This is a genomic window from Veillonella parvula (genome assembly GCF_040097785.1).
In the GTDB taxonomy this organism is placed as follows: Bacteria; Bacillota; Negativicutes; order Veillonellales; family Veillonellaceae; genus Veillonella; species Veillonella parvula_D.
The window spans coordinates 112497-133753 of the sequence record NZ_JBBNNS010000002.1 but is presented as its reverse complement, the minus strand read 5'-3'; the positions used below and the strand labels follow the sequence as shown (position 1 = coordinate 133753).

The window sequence follows — 21257 nt, the reverse complement described above, 5'->3', positions numbered from 1 at the left end:
TCGGTGGGAGGGAATTCCCGTTTGACCACATAAGGAGGATATTATAATGGCAAAAGTAGGTAAGAAATACGCTGAAGCAGTAAAACTTATTGAAGCTGGTAAATTCTACGAACCAGTAGAAGCAATTGAGTTGGTTAAGAAAACTGCAACTGCAAATTTCGATGAAACAGTTGAAATTGCTTTCAACTTGAATGTCGACCCTAAATACGCTGATCAACAAGTTCGTGGTGCAGTAGTATTGCCTCATGGTACTGGCAAAACTAAACGCGTTCTTGTATTCGCAAAAGGCGACAATATTAAGGCAGCTGAAGAAGCTGGTGCAGATTTCGTAGGTTCTGAAGAGTTAGTAGCTAAAATCCAAGGTGGTTGGAGCGACTTCGACGTAGTAGTTGCTACACCAGACATGATGGGTCAAGTTGGCCGTCTTGGTAAAATCTTGGGTCCTAAAGGCTTGATGCCAAACCCTAAAGTTGGTACAGTAACTCCAGACGTTGCTCGTGCAGTAAACGAAATCAAAGCTGGTAAAATCGAATACCGTACTGATAAAGCAGGTATTATCTCTTGTTCTATCGGTAAAGCATCTTTCGATGAAGAAAAATTACTTGACAACTACCGTACAATCGTTGATACTATTATCAAGGCTAAACCTGTAGCAGCTAAAGGTCAATACATTAAATCTGTAACCTTGTCCGCTACAATGGGCCCTGGTGTACCTTTGAACGTGTTCAAATTGAGCACTGTTTCTAAAGAGCAATAATTAAATATGTCTCTTAGCTGTAGACGGCTGGTATGTATAATGGATGAAAATCCGCCCGCTGAGGCTGACACTAGAACAACCTAGGACTAGTTACGACCTCATCGCGTGCGATGGGGTCGTTTTTACGCTAAGATAGTACATAGAGCACCAAAAAAATCTACAAGGAGGTAATCTAATGGCTGTCACTGAATCAAAAAAAGCAATCGTTGCTCAAATGAAAGAAACTCTTTCTGAAGCAAAAGGTGCTGTATTGATTGGTTACTCTGGTTTAACTGTTGCGCAAGCAACTGATCTTCGTCGCAAAATGTTGGCTGAAGGTGTTGAATACAAAGTAATCAAAAATACTTTGACTCGTATCGCTGCAAACGAATTGAATCTTGAAGGTTTCTCTGAGCATTTAGAAGGTCCAACTGCGTTGGCTACTTCTAAAGACGATGCTGTTGCACCTGCTCGTGTAATCGAACAATTCATCAAAGCAACTGAAAAAGAAGTTGTAACAGTTAAAGCTGGTATCGTTGAAGGCGAAGTTATGGACGCAGCAGGCGTTAAAGCAATTGCATCTCTTCCAAATCGCGAAGGTATGCTTTCCATGTTGCTTTCCGTATTGCAAGCTCCTGTTCGCAATGTTGCATACGCTGTCAAAGCTGTTGCAGAAGCAAAACCTGCAGAATAATATTTTTTGCAAAGTATTCGTTGGCCGCTTGAGGCTGGCACTATAAACTAATTTATGGAGGAAATCTAAAATGGCATTGAACATTGAAAACATCGTTGCTGAATTGAAAGAAGCAACAATCCTTGAACTTAATGATCTTGTAAAAGCAATCGAAGAAGAATTTGGCGTAACTGCAGCAGCTCCTGTAGCTGTAGCAGCTGCTGGTGGTGCTGAAGGCGGCACTGCTAAAGATTCCTTCGACGTAATCTTGAAAGATGCTGGCGCATCTAAAATCAACGTAATCAAAGTTGTTCGTGAAGCAACTGGTCTTGGCTTGAAAGAAGCTAAAGCTATCGTTGACGGTGCTCCTGCACCTGTAAAAGAAGGCGTTGCTGCTGAAGCTGCTGAAGCTTTGAAAGCTCAATTAGAAGAAGCTGGCGCATCCGTAGAATTGAAATAATTCTAACCATATTAAAGGCGTACCCTATGGGTACGCCTTTTTTATTGAAGCTTATAAATTGATGCGAGTTTTGTTTTGTTGACTAATTTTGCCTTTGGATACGGTAATGCATTAGAGAAATCCTTGTCATATTTTTTAGGAACGATGACATAGGCACCACGATTATTTGATACATCTTTTAGAAATGTTTCTTTAGTTATTGTAGGCATCAATGTTTTGCCTTCGGTCCATATAGAATCATCTGTTGTATCTACAAAAACTTGGGTAGGTGTAGTGTCCATGTAATATACAATAGAAGTATAGTAACTGCCATATACATATATTGGTTTTGATGTATCTTCGATGAACGTTCTAAACTGTAAACCAGATTGATTAAATAATATTGGTGGTACTGTAATTGTAATAGCTGAGTATAAAGTAATTAGTGGAACTAAAGCATATATTGCTAGTTTAAAAAATGATGTTATGTAGTATCGACCGATTAAAATCATACATACTATAATAAAGGAACCTACGATTAACGGTTTACTATCAAGACTTTTATCAAAAGCTGTAGTAAATGTAAAAATCATGTAGTAAATACCTAGTGGTAGGGTAATTAAATAATTAAACTTTTTGAATGATTGAGTAAATTCACCGGTTTCTTTGTCAGTAACTAATTCACAAATTTTTACAGCCGCCCATATTATACAAGGGATAATGGCAGGTAATGTGTAGGTTAGATACTTTGTAGCTACTAGAGAGTAGAATAGAACTATAACTATAAACCATATAATACCTAATAGATCAAAATCATCTTTCCAGTTAAGATCTTTTAAATGATAGACTATTACAGGTGTCCATGGTAATAGTGAAAGGGGTACAATTAATAGATAGTAATACCATACATTAAATTTAGGATGCTCAGATATAAGAGCTCGATCTACATTGTGTAGACCTAAGAATCCGGAAATAAACTGCTCACCGTGAATGGAATACATAGCGATATACCAAGGGCTAGCTATCGCTATAAAGGCTAATAGTCCTAAGGGATTAAATAGTAATTTAATATCCTTTGAAAGCTGATAACTTTCATCTTTTCTATGGACTATATAGCGAGCGCATACATAAATGAGTAATATCAGGCCGGGCAAGATGATGCCTATAGGTCCTTTGGTAATTACAGCTAAGGCAGCAGCAATGTAAGCTTTCACCATAGCTGACTTGTCATTATTGGTAAAAGCTAAATAGCTATATCCAAATATAGCTAAGGTGAAGAGAAGTAGAAATCCGTCGGTTATAATTGCATGAGATATGTACCAAAACTGTAGTGTACTCATTAATAGAATAGCACAGAGTACACTAGCAAAAGTATTTTTAGATATGCGGTAAATTATATGGTACATTAGGGCCACGCTGGCTCCCGCAACAAGCGTATTTGGTATACGAGATGTAAAGTCAGATATGCCAAATAGTTTGTACGTAATCATAAGTGCCCAATAGGTGAGCGGTGGTTTATCATACCATACGTGATCGTATATCATGGGGGATATCCATGAGTTATGTTTTAGCATGGTGATGGCGGAGAGAACATAGTTGGACTCCACCGGATCAGTGATTGGCAAATAGGCATTATAAAAGCCGTAGCTCAAAACGGTTAATAAAAAGAGCGCACCTATGCGCAGCATGTGATTGTTAATCATAGTTACTCCTTACTTACATAGTTTATATTATTGTACTATAGGGCGTGTAATATTTAAACCAATCAAAGATAAAAACAGAGCCTTTATAAATATGGAGATAATATGGAGATAATTACAAAAAAATAATTATTTATGAAATAATATATTGTATAGAATATTGTTTATTCGGAATACATGAAATAACTTTTATGTATACAAAATACATGCTATAATGAGCGCATAAGATAAAACCGTTTCATTAAACTATCATCTAATATATGAAATAGTGGAAAGAGGATCTATTATGAGAAAAGAACATGATTTCCTAGGTGAATTAGAAGTAGCGGATGAGTTATATTATGGTGTGCAAACGATTCGTGCCTTAGAAAACTTCCATATTACAGGGAAACATTTAGACCAAGATTTTATTAAAGCTCTAGCGATGGTAAAAAAAGCATCTGCTTTAGCTAATATGAAAACAGGTCGTCTCAATGTATCTATCGGTAAAGCGATTGTTCAAGCAGCTGATGAAGTTATTGCAGGTGAATTTGCTGACCAATTTCCAGTTGATCCAATTCAAGGTGGTGCTGGCACTTCTGTGAATATGAATATGAACGAAGTGTTGGCAAATCGTGCTTGTGAAATTTTAGGTCATCCAAAAGGTAGCTATGATATTGTAAGCCCTAACAATCACTGTAACATGGCACAATCTACAAATGACGCTTTCCCAACAGCGATTAAAGTTTGTGCAATTTTGAAATCTAAACCGTTACTTGAAGCTTTGCAACGTCTTGTTGATGAGCTTGAGAAAAAAGCTGAAGAATATAGTGAAATTTTAAAAATGGGACGTACTCATTTACAAGATGCGGTGCCTATTACATTGGGCCAAGAGATGGGCGCTTATGCATCTGGTATTCGTCGTGGTATTAAACGCATTAAATCTGCCGTTGAAGGTGCACATGTAATCAACATGGGTGCCACTGCAGTTGGTACAGGCCTTAATGCTGAGCCTAATTATATTCATGATGTAGCTTATGAACTTAGTGAAGTAGTAGGCGAACCGTTCTACACCGCGGAGAACTTAATCGATGCCACAAACAATACAGACGTATTTGCTGATATCTCTAGCGGTTTGAAGGTAACTGCACTTGTGTTGATTAAGATGGCAAATGATTTTCGCTTAATGGCATCTGGACCTCGCTGTGGCATTGGTGAATTAAAATTGCCTGCCCGTCAACCAGGCTCCTCTATCATGCCAGGAAAAGTAAATCCTGTTATTGCTGAAGTATTGAATCAAGTGTGTTACCAAGTTATCGGTAATGACCTTACTATTACATTAGCTGTAGAAAATGGTCAATTCGAGTTAAATGTTATGGAACCTGTATTGGCATACAACTTGTTCAATAACCTTTGCTACCTTAAAAATGGTGTAAATACATTCGTTGATAAATTGCTCGTTGATCTTGAAGTAGATCGTGAACAATGCGAATACTGGTTGAACCGTTCCGTAGGTATCGTAACAGCATTGTTACCACACCTTGGTTACGAAACTGCATCTGCATTGGCGAAAGAAGCGTATGAAACTGGTCGAGCTATTCGTGATATTATCTTGGATCAAGGCTTATTGACTGAGGATGAAATCAATCATATTCTTTCTCCTAAAGAAATGACTCGCCCTGGTATTGCTGGTGCGAAACTTTTAAAACAAAAAGGTAACTAATCTTATAGTTCTCTTTTGATACATGAATAGAGCATGAAAATGAAAGACTGTCAACCCTTTTGGTTGACAGTCTTTTTTAATACTGATAAAATTATATATTGCAAAAGTAGCGTTTTCTGCTTTTGGATGTAAAAACTATAACACAAATAGTGATGAGGTTTTCTTCCAAGGTTGTGCTTGGTTAATGGGAAGCAAGGTTATTTTAAAAATGAAATGGACCTTGCTTTATTTGACGTTGCCCGAGCAGGAAAACTGAGACCTGTAAGATGTCTTTTTCATGCCGTTATAGAAAATGGTAGACCAGTGTGTTTTGATAGGGGTGAAAGCAAATATGTTCAAACCTGAACAGGTAGGCAAACGAACTCGTTATACGTACGCTAAAATTAACGAAGTTATCAAGATGCCGCATTTATTGGACATTCAACGTAAATCGTATGAGTGGTTCTTGGAGAGTGGTTTACAAAATATTTTCAACGATATTTCTCCGATTAAAGACAATTCAGGTAATCTAGTACTTTCTTTTGAAGGTTTCAGCTTAGGTGAACCTAAGTATGATATTAATGAATGTAAAAATCGTGATGCTACTTACGCAGCACCACTTCGTGTAAATATTCGCTTGGTAAATAATGATCCAGAAAATATGGACATTAAAGAACAAGAAGTATTCATGGGCGATTTCCCATTGATGACAGATACAGGTACTTTCATCATCAATGGTGCAGAACGTGTTATCGTATCCCAATTGGTACGTTCTCCAGGCGTTTACTACAATAAAGAAATCGATACAATGGGTAACCGTTTGTATGATTCCACAGTTATTCCTAACCGTGGTGCATGGATTGAACTTGAAACAGATGCTAGTGAAGTGGTAGCTGTTCGTATCGACCGTAACCGTAAATTACCAGCCACTGTATTGGTACGTGCATTAGGTTGGGATACTAATGAAAGTATCCTCGACCTCTTCTGGAATGGTAAAACTGATGAGGATGGTTTACCAGTATATGATGAACGCATCGTTCGTACATTAGAAAAAGATACAACTCAATCTGCTGATGAAGCATTGGTTGAAATCTATAAAAAATTACGTCCAGGTGAGCCTCCTACTGTAGAGTCTGCTCGCAACTTGTTCGATAACTTGTTCTTCGATGCACGCCGTTATGACTTAGCGCGCGTTGGTCGTTACAAATTGAACAAAAAACTTGGCTGGCGCCAACGTATGTTGGGTCAAACATTGGCTCAACCAATTGTAGATCCAGAAACTGGCGAAATTATCCTTGATGCAGGCGTACAAGTTGGGGAAGAACAACTTGATATCGTTGCTAATAGCCATGTATTCGATGGTGAAGGTTTCGCTGAATTCTACATTGTAAATAATGATGGTGTAGAGTCCAAAGTTATCTGTAATAACTGCAACTTACCATATGATCACCGTACAGTAACACGTGAAGACATGATCGCTAACATTTCTTACTTGCTCAACCTTATGGATGGTGCAGGTCATACAGATGATATTGATCACTTGGGAAACCGTCGCCTTCGTTGCGTAGGCGAATTGTTGCAAAACCAATTCCGTATCGGTTTAACTCGTATGGAACGTGTTGTTCGTGAGCGCATGACCATTCAAGAAACTGAATCCATTACGCCTCAAGCGTTGATCAATATTCGCCCTGTAGTGGCAGCTATCAAAGAATTCTTTGGTTCCTCCCAGTTGTCCCAGTTCATGGACCAAACAAACCCATTAGCAGAATTGACTCACAAACGTCGTTTATCTGCCCTTGGACCTGGCGGTTTATCTCGTGAGCGTGCAGGCTTCGAAGTCCGTGACGTGCATCACTCTCATTACGGCCGTATGTGTCCTATTGAAACTCCAGAAGGTCCAAATATCGGTTTGATCAACTCTTTGTCCAACTATGCAAAGGTAAACGAATTTGGTTTCATCGAAGCACCATACCGTAAAGTAGAAAAAGTGTATGGTAAAGGCAAGGATGCTGATAAAGTTGTTAAAGTGCGCGTATCTGACAGCGTAGTATATATGACAGCTGATGAAGAAGAAGGCATGACAATTGCCCAAGCAAACTCTCCGCTTGATGCAGAGGGGTACTTCACAACTGAACACGTAGCTTGTCGTCGTGGTCATGACGTATTAGAAGTTACACCGGATAAGGTTGACTATATGGACGTAAGTCCAAAAGAAGTTGTATCCATTGGTACAGCTATGATTCCATTCCTTGAAAATGACGATGCTAACCGTGCCTTGATGGGCGCGAACATGCAACGTCAAGCAGTACCACTTTTGCGCGCTCAAGCACCACTTGTTGGTACAGGTATGGAATATACAGCAGCTACTGACTCTGGTGTTTGCGTATTGGCGCGTGAAGCAGGTAAAGTTGTACGTTGTTGGGGTAATGAAATCCACGTTCTTCGCGACAGCGATGGTCGTGTTGATACATACCGTTTGAATAAATTCCTTCGTTCTAACCAATCCACATGCTTTAACCAAAAACCAATCGTTAATCGTGGCGATCATGTTGTAAAAGGCCAAGTATTGGCTGATGGTCCTGCTACAGATGGCGGCGAATTGGCATTAGGTTATAACGTTCTTGTAGCGTTCATGCCTTGGGAAGGTTATAACTACGAAGATGCTATCTTGCTTAGTGAAGAACTCTGCAAAGAAGATATCTATACATCTATTCATATTGAAGAATACGAATGTGATGCTCGTGACACCAAATTAGGTGCTGAAGAAATTACTCGTGAGTTGCCTAATACAGGTGACGACACACTTAAAAACTTAGACGAAGATGGTATTATCTGCATTGGTGCAGAAGTACATCCTGGCGATATCCTTGTAGGTAAAGCTACACCAAAAGGTGAAACTGAGCTTACTCCAGAAGAACGTTTGTTGCGTGCTATTTTTGGTGACAAAGAACGTGAAGTTCGCGACACTTCCTTGCGCGTGCCTCATGGTGAATCTGGTAAAGTCGTAGATGTAAAAGTCTTTACCCGTGAAAATGGCGACGAATTACAACCAGGTGTAAATAAACTTGTTCGCGTATATATCGCTCAAAAACGTAAGATTCATGAAGGCGATAAAATGGCGGGCCGTCATGGTAACAAAGGTGTCGTTTCTCGCGTTATGAGAAAAGAAGATATGCCATTCCTTCCAGATGGTACTCCAGTACAAATCGTATTGAACCCATTGGGTGTACCTTCTCGTATGAACATCGGTCAAGTTCTTGAAACTCACTTGGGGTGGGCTGTTCAAGGCTTAGGTATGAAAATTAAAGCTACAGACCTTCACATTCAAAACGTGTTGAAAGAAGCCCGTACTGATGCATCTTACTGGGAACAAATCGATGCAATCCGCGACCTTTATGCTCAAATTGAAGCATTGGAAGCGAAAGTTTCGGAAGATGTTACGGTAAATCATTTCGAAGAAAATGAGCAAATCATTACTTTGAAAACTAAAATCTTAAAACATGTAGAAAAAGCAGCGCAAAAGAAATTGGATGCTATGGGTGGTGAAGCTCGTTTCCAAGAGCTTAAAGCTATTGAAGCTAAATACAATGTACTTCATGTAGAATTTTTTGATTCTGAAGAAGAGGCTCCTGAAATGGATCCTGCGCTTGTAGAAGAATTAGAGGCAATTAGCAAAGTCAAGAATACTCTTAACAACATTCACTCTGCTGAAGAAAAACGCGTTGAAATTCGCAAAGAGTTGGAAAGCCTTGGCTATGATTTTGACAAATATGGCATGCCAAAACCAGATGTAGCAGGTATTCATATTGCTACACCTGTATTTGATGGTGCTCACGAAAAGGACGTATTCGAAACATTGGCGATTGCAGGTCGTCCTGATGATGGTAAAACTGTTCTATATGATGGTCGTACTGGTGAACCGATGGATAACCGCGTTACTGTTGGTTACGTTTACATGCTTAAACTCCATCATTTGGTTGATGACAAAATCCATGCTCGTTCTACAGGTCCGTACTCCCTTGTTACACAACAACCTTTGGGCGGTAAAGCTCAGTTCGGTGGCCAACGTTTCGGGGAAATGGAAGTTTGGGCTCTAGAAGCATATGGCGCAGCCTATACCCTTCAAGAGCTATTAACTGTTAAGTCTGACGACGTTGTTGGTCGTGTGAAAGCATACGAAAAAATCGTTAAAGGCGAAAATATCCCTGAACCAGGTGTACCTGAGTCCTTCAAGGTATTGCTTAAAGAACTTCAAAGTATCGGTCTTGATGTAAAAATCTTGAATGAAGATCAAGAAGAAGTTGTTATGAAAGAACTTGAGGACGAAGATGAGGTGGTAGAAACTGGTATTGAAGAAGTTATGGAAGGCAGTGCTGTAGAAACTGATGAAGTAACTGTAGTAGAACCAGAAGTAGAGGAAGAGGAAGAATTACCAGCTGATAATGGCGGTGAAGATGATATCCTTAGCCAATTGGCGTACCCAATGGGCGACTCCTCTAACGATGAAGACTAAAACTATCTATAAGGAAGGGAGCGATAGTAGTGCTAGACGTAAATGAATTCGATTCCATGCGAATCGGTTTAGCCTCTCCAGAGCAGATTTTATCCTGGTCTCATGGGGAAGTTAAGAAACCTGAAACAATTAACTACCGTACGTTGAAGCCAGAACGTGATGGTCTATTCTGTGAACGCATTTTTGGACCAACAAAGGACTGGGAATGTCACTGCGGCAAATATAAACGCATCCGCCATAAAGGCGTAGTCTGCGACAAATGTGGTGTAGAGGTTACCCGTGCGAAAGTACGTCGTGAACGTATGGGCCATATTCAATTGGCTACTCCTGTATCTCACATTTGGTACTTCAAAGGAATCCCATCCCGTATGGGTCTTATCCTTGACATATCACCACGTTCTTTGGAACGCGTATTATACTTTGCTTCCTACATCGTAGTAGATCCAGCTGGTACACCATTGACAAAACGTCAATTGTTGTCCGAGCAAGAATACCGCGAATACGAAGCTCAATTTAATGAAGACGGTTATACTATCGGTGGTAAATCCGTCGTAATCGAAACAGTGGCTCAACGTAATGAACGTTTAGCTATTGTTCGTGAAGCACAACGCAAAGAGCGCTATAATGCGGCTCTTCGTGATGATGCAACAATACCAGAAGCTGATAAGGAATACGAAGAATTAACTCGCGAAGAACGCTATGAGTTAGGCGCTGCTGAAGAGGTTCTCTTCGCATGTATCGACATGGGTGCTGAAGCGGTAAAAGCTCTCTTATCAGAACTTGATCTTGAAGCATTGAATGCCGAATTGCGCGAAGAGTTGAACACTGCTAGTGGTCAACGTAAAATCCGTGCAGTTCGTCGTTTGGAAGTAGTAGAAGCATTCCGTCAATCTGGGAACCGTCCAGAATGGATGATTATGGACATCGTTCCTGTAATCCCACCTGAATTGCGTCCTATGGTCCAATTAGATGGTGGCCGTTTTGCTACATCTGACCTCAACGATTTATACCGTCGTGTTATCAACCGTAACAACCGTTTGAAACGTTTACTCGACTTGGGTGCTCCTGATATCATCGTGCGCAACGAAAAACGCATGCTTCAAGAAGCGGTTGATGCATTGATTGATAATGGCCGTCGCGGTCGTCCTGTTACAGGTCCTGGTAACCGCCCATTGAAATCCTTGTCCGACATGCTTAAAGGTAAACAAGGTCGTTTCCGTCAAAACTTGCTCGGTAAACGTGTTGACTACTCCGGTCGTTCTGTAATCGTAGTAGGTCCTGAACTTAAAATGCACCAATGTGGTTTGCCAAAAGAAATGGCATTGGAATTGTTCAAACCGTTCGTTATGAAACGCTTGGTAGAACGTGGTCAAGCATCCAATATTAAGGCCGCTAAACGCCAAGTCGAAAGAATCGGCCCTGGCGTATGGGAATCCTTAGAAGAGGTAATCAAAGAACATCCAGTTCTCTTGAACCGTGCCCCTACATTGCATAGACTTGGTATTCAAGCCTTCGAACCAATCCTTTGGGAAGGTCGTGCTATCAAATTGCATCCATTAGTATGTACAGCCTTCAATGCCGACTTTGACGGTGACCAAATGGCGTGTCACTTACCATTGTCCGTAGAAGCACAAGCGGAAGCTCGTACATTGATGCTTTCTAGCCATAATATTTTGTCCACTAAGGACGGCAAGCCGGTAGCAGTACCTTCTCAAGATATGATCTTAGGTACATACTATTTAACAGTTGTACGCGAAGATACTCGTGATAAAGCAAAAACATTTGCTACCTATGATGAAGTTATGCTTGCCTATGAGTCTCATATCATTGGTTTGCAAGATATTCTTTATATCCGTTTACCTGATCATGGCCGTGTAGAAACAACAGCAGGTCGCTTGATCTTCAACAATGCTTTATTCCCAGAATTGTGGCAATACGAGAAACGTGAAGATGGCACTTACTCTTTAGGTAAGGTTATGGATAAGAAAACAGTTGGTAAATTGGTTGATCAATGTTTCCAATTGTTTGGTAATGAAAAAACAGCAGAACTATTGGACCGCATCAAGTCCTTGGGTTACTCCTTCGCTCGTCGCGCAGGTATGACGGTAGCTATTGCTGATATTAAAGTACCAGAAGTTAAAACTAGTTTGTTAGATACAGCGGAACAAGAGGTAGAAAAAGTATCTCGTATGTACCGTCGTGGTCTTATTACAGAAGAAGAACGTTATCGTAAAACTATCCAATTATGGACAAAGGCAACAGAAGATGTTACCGATGCGATGATGGATAATATGGCGTGCGATAAAGACGGCTTTAACCCTGTTTACATGATGGCTATCTCTGGTGCCCGTGGTAATAAACAACAGATTCGTCAGCTTGCTGGTATGCGTGGTTTGATGGCCGATCCATCTGGTCGAATCATTGACTTGCCAATTAAAGCAAACTTTAAAGAAGGTTTGACTGTATTGGATTACTTTACATCCTCTCATGGTGCTCGTAAAGGGTTAGCCGATACAGCGCTTCGTACAGCTGACTCCGGTTACTTAACACGTCGTCTTGTTGACGTATCTCAAGACGTAATCGTTCGTGAGGACGATTGTGACGTTGTAGGTATCGATCTCGTTCGTGAACGTGCTCGTTTGGCTACATCTCCACGTCAAGCATTAGAATTGCTTAAAGATAAACTCATTGGTCGCGTTTTAGATAAAGATGTTGTGAATGCTGAAACAGGGGAACTTGTTGTACCAGCTGAAACTATCTTGGATGAACAATGCTTGGCAGATATTGCTGAAGCTGGTGTTACATCTATCGCATTGCGCGGTGCACATTTGGGCTCTGATAGCGATATTAACCATACTAACTTGGTTCAAAAAATTATTCTTGGTGAAAGCGACGATAGCATCCGTGCAACATTGAAAGAAACTATGGTTCAAAATATGTTGAACAAGGATACTGTACAAGCAATCGTTGACAGCGAAGGGGTAGAAATCTTCCCAGCTGATACACGTCTCACTGAAGAAGGTATCGAAGCTATCCTTAACTCCGATGTAAAAGAAGTACAAGTACGCAACAATGAGATCCACGGTATTGAAGTGGAAGCTATCGTTGAAGGTACTGGTGTTATCGAGCCATTAAAAGACCGTATCGTAGGTCGTATTGCAGCTGAAGAATTAGTTAACAAGGAAACTGGCGAAGTCATCGTTCCTCTTAATGGTGAAATCACAGAGGCGTTAGCTGATGAAGTTGTAAAACACTATGAAACAGTAAAAATCCGTTCCGTATTGACTTGTCGTAGCCCATATGGCGTATGTCGCAAGTGCTATGGTCGTGATCTAGGAACTGGCAACCAAGTTCAAGTTGGTGAAGCTGTTGGTATTATTGCGGCACAATCCATCGGTGAACCTGGTACTCAGTTGACAATGCGTACATTCCATACTGGTGGTGTCGCAGGTGATGATATTACACAAGGTTTGCCACGTGTCGAAGAATTGTTCGAAGCTCGTAAACCAAAACGTAATGCTATCATCGCTGAAAATGAAGGTACAGTTCGTGTTGTACCTAATGAAGGTAAGAAAGGTACGAACACTATCTTTATCACTGGTGAAGATGGTATTGAACTTGATTACCTCATTCCTTACGGCTCCCGCATTATCGTTAAAGACGGGGATGTGGTATCCTTGGGAGCTCGTTTGACTGAAGGCTCCATCAATCCTCATGACATCATGCGTGTCATGGGTACTGAAGCAACTCAACGTTACCTCGTATACGAAGTACAAAAAGTATACAAATCCCAAGGTGTAGAAATTAACGATAAACATATCGAAGTTATCGTTCGTCAAATGCTTCATAAAGTTAAAATTGAAACAGCTGGCGATGCGGATATGCTTCCAGGGGATATGGTGGACGTTAATACCTTTGACGAAGAAAACCGTCGTCTTACTCTCAATGGTCGTGAAAATGCTACAGGCAAACGCACGCTATTGGGTATTACGAAAGCCGCTTTGGCAACGGACTCATTCTTGTCCGCTGCGTCCTTCCAAGAAACAACACGTGTTCTTACCGACGCTGCTATCAAGGGTAAAATCGATCCATTATTGGGTTTGAAAGAAAACGTAATTATTGGTAAGTTGATTCCTGCTGGTACAGGCATGAGTCGTTACCGTAAGATTGAAGTTGTAAAAAATACACCTGAAATCATTGATATTACGGAAGAGGTTATGTCTGAAGATTAATTACTTCGGACCAGCGTCTAAGCTATATTAATTGTATAGGCTTGTTGCATAGTTGATATTGTGCGACATAATAAAAAAGGGTGCACCTGCGGGGTGCACCTTTTTGTTATAGGTATTATTGGTTTGAGAGATATATGTGTATGAGTTCTATGATTATATGTCTCTATAATTATAGGCCTATATGAATTGAGAGCTTCATGATATGTGTTAGTATCAGTTTGTAAAATAAAATGATACTTTGTTAAGGTTGTGGTATGAAAACTATTCAGCTGCTTCTTCCGCGTCATGAGCCATGATGTCATAACCGACGTCATCCGATAAAGTAAGATATCGTTCGTACTGTCGAATGATATCGGTAATGATATCCTCCCGTGTCATATACTGTGCATCGTATCCGGCGCGCCCGTCACTGAAATATGTCATAGGAATTGCGTTGGTGCTTTCAGTAATGTGAGGAATGTTAGGATCTTCAATGAGATGATCCGATACTTCTTGCGTAACGAGTTTGATGCCGTAGGTAAAGTTGCGCATTGATTCTTTTTCGATGGTTAACTCTACGGAAGCGTCGTTACCATTGAAATGTTTGTCAATTCTCGCAGTTAATCCGTACTCTTCGGTTAATTCTTTATTGAGCTGATACATAGCAGGCAGTGCTGTTGTTTTCATAAAGGAAATAACATCTTCCGACTGCGTTTGGTTGAGTATCTTGGCAAGACCTTGTTTCCAGTTCTTGCTGTCCCAGTAGATGGATGTGGTTGAAAGTTTTGTGTTAAAGTATTGCGTATCTGTCAATAATCCTTGCCATAAGCTGTAGCACATGATAACCATCAAGGCTGCAAATGGTAAGGCGAGAATGAGCGTTACCGATTGTAGTACATTAAGCCCACCGATGCTGAGCAAACTGATGGCAAGAAAGGACATTACAGAGCCCCACATCAAGCATTGCCACTTTGGAGATGAAGTGGATTTATCATAGGCCGCAATATTATTTAACACATAAATACCTGAATCGGCAGATGTAATAAAAAATAATGCTAATACGATAATCGATAGAAGACTAGTTAAACCGGATAAAGGTAAATATTCAAGGAATGCAAAGAGTAGTTGTTCTGGTTTATCGGTTAATGCACCGAGTGCACCGTTTGCTACTGTTTCATCGATATAAATTGCAGTATTACCAAAGATAGTAAACCAAACGATAGTAAAAACAGTTGGAATAATGAGTACCCCAAAGATGAACTCTCGAATAGTCCTACCTTTTGAAATACGCGCAATGAACATGCCCACAAATGGTGCCCAAGATAACCACCAAGCCCAGAATAGTATGGTCCAGCTGAAGAACCATGGACGGGTTTCTGGTGTATAGATAGATGTATAGAAGCTTTGCCCTAAAATATGTGATAGATAGTATCCAAAGTTTTCTACCATTGTATTTAATAGGAGTAATGTAGGACCTGCACATAGTACAAAAAGCATTAAGACTAATGCAACAGATATATTGATTTCGCTGAGCAGCTTAACGCCTTTATCAATACCTGTAACAGCAGATAGAACGGCAATGGACATAATGATGATAATGATGACCGTTTGTGCGGAAAAGTCATTAGTGGAGATGATATCAATATATAGGAACCCTGCACCTAGTTGGGCCGCACCAAATCCTAAGGTGGTTACGATACCTAATAAAGTTACACAAAGTGCGATGATATCAATAATGTGCCCTCGTGGGCCATTGATCTTATCCTTCCACAGCGGATAGAAACATGAACGTAGTGATAATGGCAACTTATAGCGAAAACCAAAATACGCTAATGCTAAAGCCATAATTCCGTATACCGTCCATGCATTGATGCCCCAGTGGAAGATGGAGCGGAATAACGCTTCCTTGGCGCTAGGAACACCATCGACTAAGCCTACAGCGGAGTGATAATGTGAGAGCGGTTCAGCAGTACCGAAGAACATGAGACCTACACCAGTACCTGCCGCAAATAACATGGCGAGCCAAGCTGTATAAGAGAATTCCGCTTCTTCATCGTCGCTACCAAGTTTGATGTCACCTAGCGAACTAAGTGCAAGAAAGATATTGAAGATAAAGAAGAGACTTATGGATAAAACATAAAACCAGCTGAAATCTTCAAATATAATATCACGAATCCCTTGGAGGATCGTTTGAGATATTTGCGGAATCAGAAGGGCACATAAGCTCAGCCCTAAGACGATAGACAAGCTACCTATAATTACAGGGGGATTAAAGTTTGAATAACGTTTAATGAGTTTAATCATATAATCTCCTTTCTTTAGTAACTTATAAATACAAATATTTGTTCTGTATTAATTTATATCATAATAAAATGGTGTTTATATTAATTTTGCATAATTGGTAAAAGAAAAAATAATAGTAAATGCATAGAATGATTATTTATACATAAAAATAATGATATATGAATAAAAAATCACTCTTCATTTATAATTCAAGTTTGAATGGAACACACGGATAAGTGTACACATAAAATGCAGCTGTAGAGCGGTGTGTGACATTGGAAATTGTTTGACATGAACTGCTGTAATTGATATACTTACATAGTGCTTTAGGCGAGGTATGCCTAATGGGCATAATTTCGTAAGGAGAATTAGTACAATGGACATTGCCCATCTGAAGTCGGTGAACAAAACAATCGGTGCCAAGCAAACGTTGAAACAAATTGCTAAAGGTGCTGTGAAGTACGTGTTCCTGGGTTGTGATAGTGATGAACGTGTGGTACAGCCTTTACGGATTGCTTGTGAAGAACAGGGAATACCTGTGAATGACAAACACACCATGGATGATCTCGGTCGTGCGTGTCGCATTAAGGTGCGGGCCACAGCTGTAGGCGTCCTACGTTAATCTTGGTAATATCCGATGTAACACTTTGTTATGACGGATCAATTATAAATCTCAAATTTGGAAAGGAGGTGCCCAAATGCCAACAATTAATCAGCTAGTACGCAAAGGCCGCATGAGCTTGACTAAAAAATCTACAGCTCCTGCCCTTCAAGAATCTCCACAAAAACGTGGTGTATGTACTCGTGTGTACACAGCTACTCCAAAGAAACCAAACTCCGCGCTTCGTAAAGTTGCCCGTGTACGTTTGACAAACGCTATTGAAGTAACTGCTTACATCCCAGGCATTGGTCACAATTTACAAGAACACAGTGTTGTACTTATCAGAGGCGGTCGTGTAAAAGACCTTCCAGGTGTGCGTTATCACATCGTTCGTGGTGCATTGGATACAGCTGGCGTACAAAATCGTATGCAAAGTCGTTCCAAATACGGCGCGAAAAAAGCTAAAAAATAATTTTAGCCATTAAACGAAATTAACACACATCATTATAAAGGAGGAATTGAACATGCCAAGAAAAGGCCCTGTTCCGAAACGTGATGTACTTCCAGATCCGGTGTACAACAGCAAATTAGTAACACGTTTCATTAACAAAGTTATGTACGATGGTAAAAAAGGCATTGCTGAAACTATCGTATATGATGCATTCGAAATTATTCGTTCCAAAATGGGTCAAGACCCAATGGAAGTTTTTGATCAAGCATTGAAAAATGTTATGCCTGTACTTGAAGTACGTGCTCGCCGTATCGGTGGTGCGAACTATCAAGTGCCAGTTGAAGTTCGTGCTGATCGCCGTCAAACCCTCGGTATTCGTTGGGTTGTAAATTATGCTCGTCTTCGTGGTGAACGCACTATGAAAGAACGTTTGGCAGGCGAATTGATGGACGCTTTCAACAATGCAGGCGCTGCAATCAAGAAAAAAGAAGATACTCATAAAATGGCAGAAGCTAATAAAGCATTTGCTCATTATCGTTGGTAATAAGAGGTGACAACTGTGGCAAGAGAGTTTTCCTTAGCAAAAACTCGTAATATCGGTATCATGGCTCACATCGATGCTGGTAAAACAACAACTACAGAACGTATCCTCTACTATACAGGTATCGTTCACAAGATCGGCGAAGTACATGAAGGCGCTGCTACGATGGACTGGATGGAGCAAGAGCAAGAACGTGGTATCACAATCACTTCTGCTGCAACAACTTGTCAATGGAAAGAACATCGTATCAATATCATCGATACTCCTGGTCACGTTGACTTTACTGTAGAAGTAGAACGTTCTCTACGTGTACTTGACGGTTCTGTTGCGGTGTTCAGTGCTAAAGGTGGCGTTGAACCTCAATCCGAAACAGTATGGCGTCAGGCTTCTAACTACGGCGTACCTCGTATCGCTTATGTAAATAAGATGGATACTGTAGGTGCTGACTTCTTCAACGTAGTTGACATGATGAAAGCTCGTTTGGGTGCAAATTCCGTAGCTATCCAAGTACCAATCGGTGCTGAAGATACTTTTGAAGGCATCATTGACTTGATGACTATGAAAGCGGAAATTTATAAATCCGATGACGGTAAAGAATATGAAATCACTGATATCCCTGCTGAATATCAAGAAGTAGCAGAAGCTCGTCGCGAAATGATGATCGATGCTATCGCTGAAACAGATGATGATATCATGATGAAATATTTGGAAGGCGAAGAAATTTCTGTGGAAGAATTGAAAGCGGCATTGCGTAAAGCTGTTATTGCTAACCAATTATTCCCAGTTCTTTGCGGTTCTTCCTATAAAAATAAAGGTGTTCAAATGTTATTGGATGCTGTTATCGATTACATGCCAGCTCCAATCGATATTCCACCTATTAAGGGTGTTGTTCCTGGAACTGAAGAAGAAACAACTCGTCCTTCTTCCGATGAAGAACCATTCTCTGCGTTGGCATTCAAAATCATGGCTGACCCTTATGTTGGTAAATTAGCGTTCTTCCGTGTGTACTCCGGTACATTGGAATCCGGCTCCTACGTTTTCAACTCCACTAAAGGTAAAAAAGAACGTATCGGTCGTATTCTTCAAATGCACGCTAACTCCCGTAAAGAAATCGAACGCGTATATTCTGGTGACATCGCTGCGGCGGTTGGCTTAAAGGATACTACTACAGGCGACACATTGTGTGATGAAAAATCTCCTGTAATTCTTGAGTCCATGGAATTCCCTGAACCAGTTATCTCCGTTGCTGTTGAACCTAAAACAAAAGCTGACCAAGAAAAAATGGGTACAGCTCTTGCTCGTTTGGCAGAAGAAGATCCTACTTTCAAAGTTCGTACTGATGAAGAAACAGGTCAAACTATTATCTCCGGTATGGGCGAACTTCACTTGGATATCATCGTTGACCGTATGAACCGTGAATTCAAAGTAGATTGTAACGTAGGTAAACCTCAAGTAGCATACCGCGAAACTATCCGTAAAGCTGTTAAGGCTGAAGGTAAATTCGTACGTCAATCTGGTGGTCGTGGTCAATATGGTCACTGCTGGTTGGAATTGATTCCTCAAGAACCAGGTGCTGGCTTCGAGTTTGAAAACAAGGTTGTAGGTGGTGCGATTCCTCGTGAATACATCGGACCTGTTGAAAGCGGTGTTAAAGAAGCTATGGAATCCGGTGTTATCGCTGGGTACCCTATGGTTGATGTTAAAGTTATCGTATTTGATGGTTCCTACCATGACGTTGACTCCAACGAAATGGCCTTCAAAATTGCTGGTTCTATGGGCTTCAAAGAAGGTGCTCGCAAAGCAGATCCTGCATTGCTTGAACCATACATGGCTGTAGAAGTAGACGTTCCTGAAGAATATATGGGCGACGTTATCGGTGACTTGAACTCTCGTCGTGGTCGCATGGACGGCATGGAAGCTCGTAATGGTTCCCAACATATCAAAGCATATGTTCCATTGAGCGAAATGTTCGGTTACGCAACTGACCTTCGTTCCAAAACGCAAGGCCGTGGTAACTACTCCATGACATTCGATCATTACGAAGAAGTTCCTAAGAAAATTGCTGAAGAAATTCAAGCAAAGAAAAACGGTTAATCTCATATTAGATTAATAGAATTACTATTTTCCTCGGAGGATAATTTAAAATGGCAAAAGAAAAATTTGAACGTACGAAACCGCATGTTAACATCGGTACAATCGGTCACGTTGACCATGGTAAAACTACTTTGACTGCTGCAATCACTAAAGTATTGGCTGAAAAAGGTCAAGCTGACTTCCAAGATTACAGCATGATCGATAAAGCTCCAGAAGAACGCGAACGCGGTATCACAATCAACACTGCACACGTTGAGTATGAAACTGCTAACCGTCACTATGCACACGTTGACTGCCCAGGCCATGCTGACTATGTTAAAAACATGATTACTGGTGCGGCTCAAATGGACGGCGCTATCTTGGTTGTATCCGCAGCTGACGGCCCTATGCCTCAAACTCGCGAACACATCTTGTTGGCTCGCCAAGTTGGTGTTCCTGCAATCGTAGTATTCTTGAACAAAGCTGACATGGTTGACGATGAAGAATTGATCGAATTGGTAGAAATGGAAGTTCGTGAACTTCTTTCTTCCTACGAATTCCCTGGCGACGAAGTACCTATCGTTGTAGGTTCCGCGTTGAAAGCTTTGGAAGGCGACGCTCAATATGTAGCTAAAATTGACGAATTGATGGACGCTGTAGACTCCTACATCCCAACACCAGTTCGTGATACTGATAAACCATTCTTGATGCCTGTGGAAGACGTTTTCACAATCACTGGTCGTGGTACAGTAGCAACTGGCCGTGTTGAACGTGGTCAAGTAAACGTTGGTGATACTGTTGAAGTAGTAGGCTTGAAAGAAAAAGCTGAACAATATGTAGTAACAGGTCTTGAAATGTTCCGTAAAGTGTTGGATTCTGCAGTAGCAGGTGACAACGTAGGTGCATTGCTTCGTGGTGTTGATCGTAAAGACATCGAACGTGGTCAAGTATTGGCTAAACCAGGCTCCATCAACCCACACACAAAATTCAAAGCAGAAGTATACGTATTGACTAAAGAAGAAGGTGGCCGTCATACTCCATTCTTCTCCAACTACCGTCCACAATTCTACTTCCGTACAACAGACGTAACAGGTGTTGTAAACCTTCCTGAAGGTGTAGAAATGTGTATGCCTGGCGATAACGTAACAATGGAAATCGAATTGATTACTCCAATCGCTATCGAAGAAGGTCTTCGCTTTGCGATCCGCGAAGGTGGCCATACAGTAGGCGCTGGCGTAGTAACAGAAATCGAAGGTTAATTTAACCTTTTATGCTCATCGTAGAATGCGTTGAGCACAATACATGCAGCACTCAGAGCGGCAGATAATGCCGCTCTCGTGTTGTGTTTTTAAACT

The 21257-nt window shown here is 40.7% G+C and carries 13 protein-coding genes; 11 read left to right on the top strand and 2 right to left on the bottom strand.

What is annotated here, in order from left to right; genetic code table 11:
- Positions 1-46: 46 nt before the first annotated feature.
- From rplA to rplL, 3 genes are all read left to right on the top strand, one after another.
- Positions 47-757 carry a 50S ribosomal protein L1 gene (rplA, locus tag AAA071_RS04715; RefSeq protein WP_004693536.1) on the top strand — a complete coding sequence of 237 codons (711 nt, stop codon included), beginning with the start codon at positions 47-49 and terminating at the stop codon, positions 755-757.
- A 175-nt stretch (positions 758-932) separates the two neighbouring features.
- Positions 933-1430, top strand: coding sequence for a 50S ribosomal protein L10 (rplJ, locus tag AAA071_RS04710; protein ID WP_008714932.1), 498 nt, complete (start codon positions 933-935; stop codon positions 1428-1430).
- A gap of 70 nt (positions 1431-1500) precedes the next feature.
- Positions 1501-1869 (top strand): 50S ribosomal protein L7/L12, encoded by a 369-nt coding sequence (gene rplL, locus AAA071_RS04705; protein WP_008714934.1) that lies wholly within the window; start codon positions 1501-1503, stop codon positions 1867-1869.
- Positions 1870-1910: 41 nt separating this feature from the next.
- On the opposite strand, the gene AAA071_RS04700 is transcribed toward rplL, so the two are convergent.
- A complete protein-coding gene (locus AAA071_RS04700) occupies positions 1911-3551 on the bottom strand; it encodes an ArnT family glycosyltransferase (RefSeq protein WP_077707627.1) in 1641 nt (546 codons plus the stop codon).
- 283 nt (positions 3552-3834) lie between these two features.
- On the opposite strand from AAA071_RS04700, the gene AAA071_RS04695 reads away from it, so the two are divergent.
- From AAA071_RS04695 to rpoC, 3 genes are all read left to right on the top strand, one after another.
- Positions 3835-5250, top strand: a complete 1416-nt coding sequence (locus tag AAA071_RS04695) for an aspartate ammonia-lyase (RefSeq protein WP_077707626.1) — start codon at positions 3835-3837, stop codon at positions 5248-5250.
- Positions 5251-5581: 331 nt separating this feature from the next.
- The gene (gene rpoB, locus AAA071_RS04690; protein ID WP_302132495.1) at positions 5582-9742 is read left to right on the top strand and encodes a DNA-directed RNA polymerase subunit beta; all 4161 of its coding nucleotides are present in this window, start codon (positions 5582-5584) and stop codon (positions 9740-9742) included.
- A gap of 29 nt (positions 9743-9771) precedes the next feature.
- A complete protein-coding gene (gene rpoC, locus AAA071_RS04685) occupies positions 9772-13974 on the top strand; it encodes a DNA-directed RNA polymerase subunit beta' (RefSeq protein ID WP_004693548.1) in 4203 nt (1400 codons plus the stop codon).
- A 261-nt stretch (positions 13975-14235) separates the two neighbouring features.
- On the opposite strand, the gene AAA071_RS04680 is transcribed toward rpoC, so the two are convergent.
- Positions 14236-16257: a BCCT family transporter gene (locus AAA071_RS04680; protein ID WP_287509974.1), complete on the bottom strand. Its 2022-nt coding sequence runs from the start codon at positions 16255-16257 to the stop codon at positions 14236-14238.
- 355 nt (positions 16258-16612) lie between these two features.
- Between AAA071_RS04680 and AAA071_RS04675 the strand changes: the two genes are divergently transcribed.
- The 5 genes from AAA071_RS04675 (at position 16613) to tuf (ending at position 21161) form a co-directional block, all read left to right on the top strand.
- Complete coding sequence (locus AAA071_RS04675) at positions 16613-16858, top strand: L7Ae/L30e/S12e/Gadd45 family ribosomal protein (protein ID WP_004693552.1); 246 nt, start codon at positions 16613-16615, stop codon at positions 16856-16858.
- Between the two features lie 76 nt (positions 16859-16934).
- Positions 16935-17309 carry a 30S ribosomal protein S12 gene (rpsL, locus tag AAA071_RS04670; protein ID WP_004693554.1) on the top strand — a complete coding sequence of 125 codons (375 nt, stop codon included), beginning with the start codon at positions 16935-16937 and terminating at the stop codon, positions 17307-17309.
- Between the two features lie 52 nt (positions 17310-17361).
- On the top strand, positions 17362-17832 hold the full coding sequence (gene rpsG, locus AAA071_RS04665) for a 30S ribosomal protein S7 (protein WP_004693556.1): 471 nt from the start codon (positions 17362-17364) through the stop codon (positions 17830-17832).
- 15 nt (positions 17833-17847) lie between these two features.
- Positions 17848-19923, top strand: a complete 2076-nt coding sequence (gene fusA, locus AAA071_RS04660; protein WP_004693557.1) for an elongation factor G — start codon at positions 17848-17850, stop codon at positions 19921-19923.
- Positions 19924-19973: 50 nt separating this feature from the next.
- Positions 19974-21161: an elongation factor Tu gene (gene tuf, locus AAA071_RS04655; protein WP_012864763.1), complete on the top strand. Its 1188-nt coding sequence runs from the start codon at positions 19974-19976 to the stop codon at positions 21159-21161.
- The last annotated feature ends 96 nt before the right edge of the window (positions 21162-21257 follow it).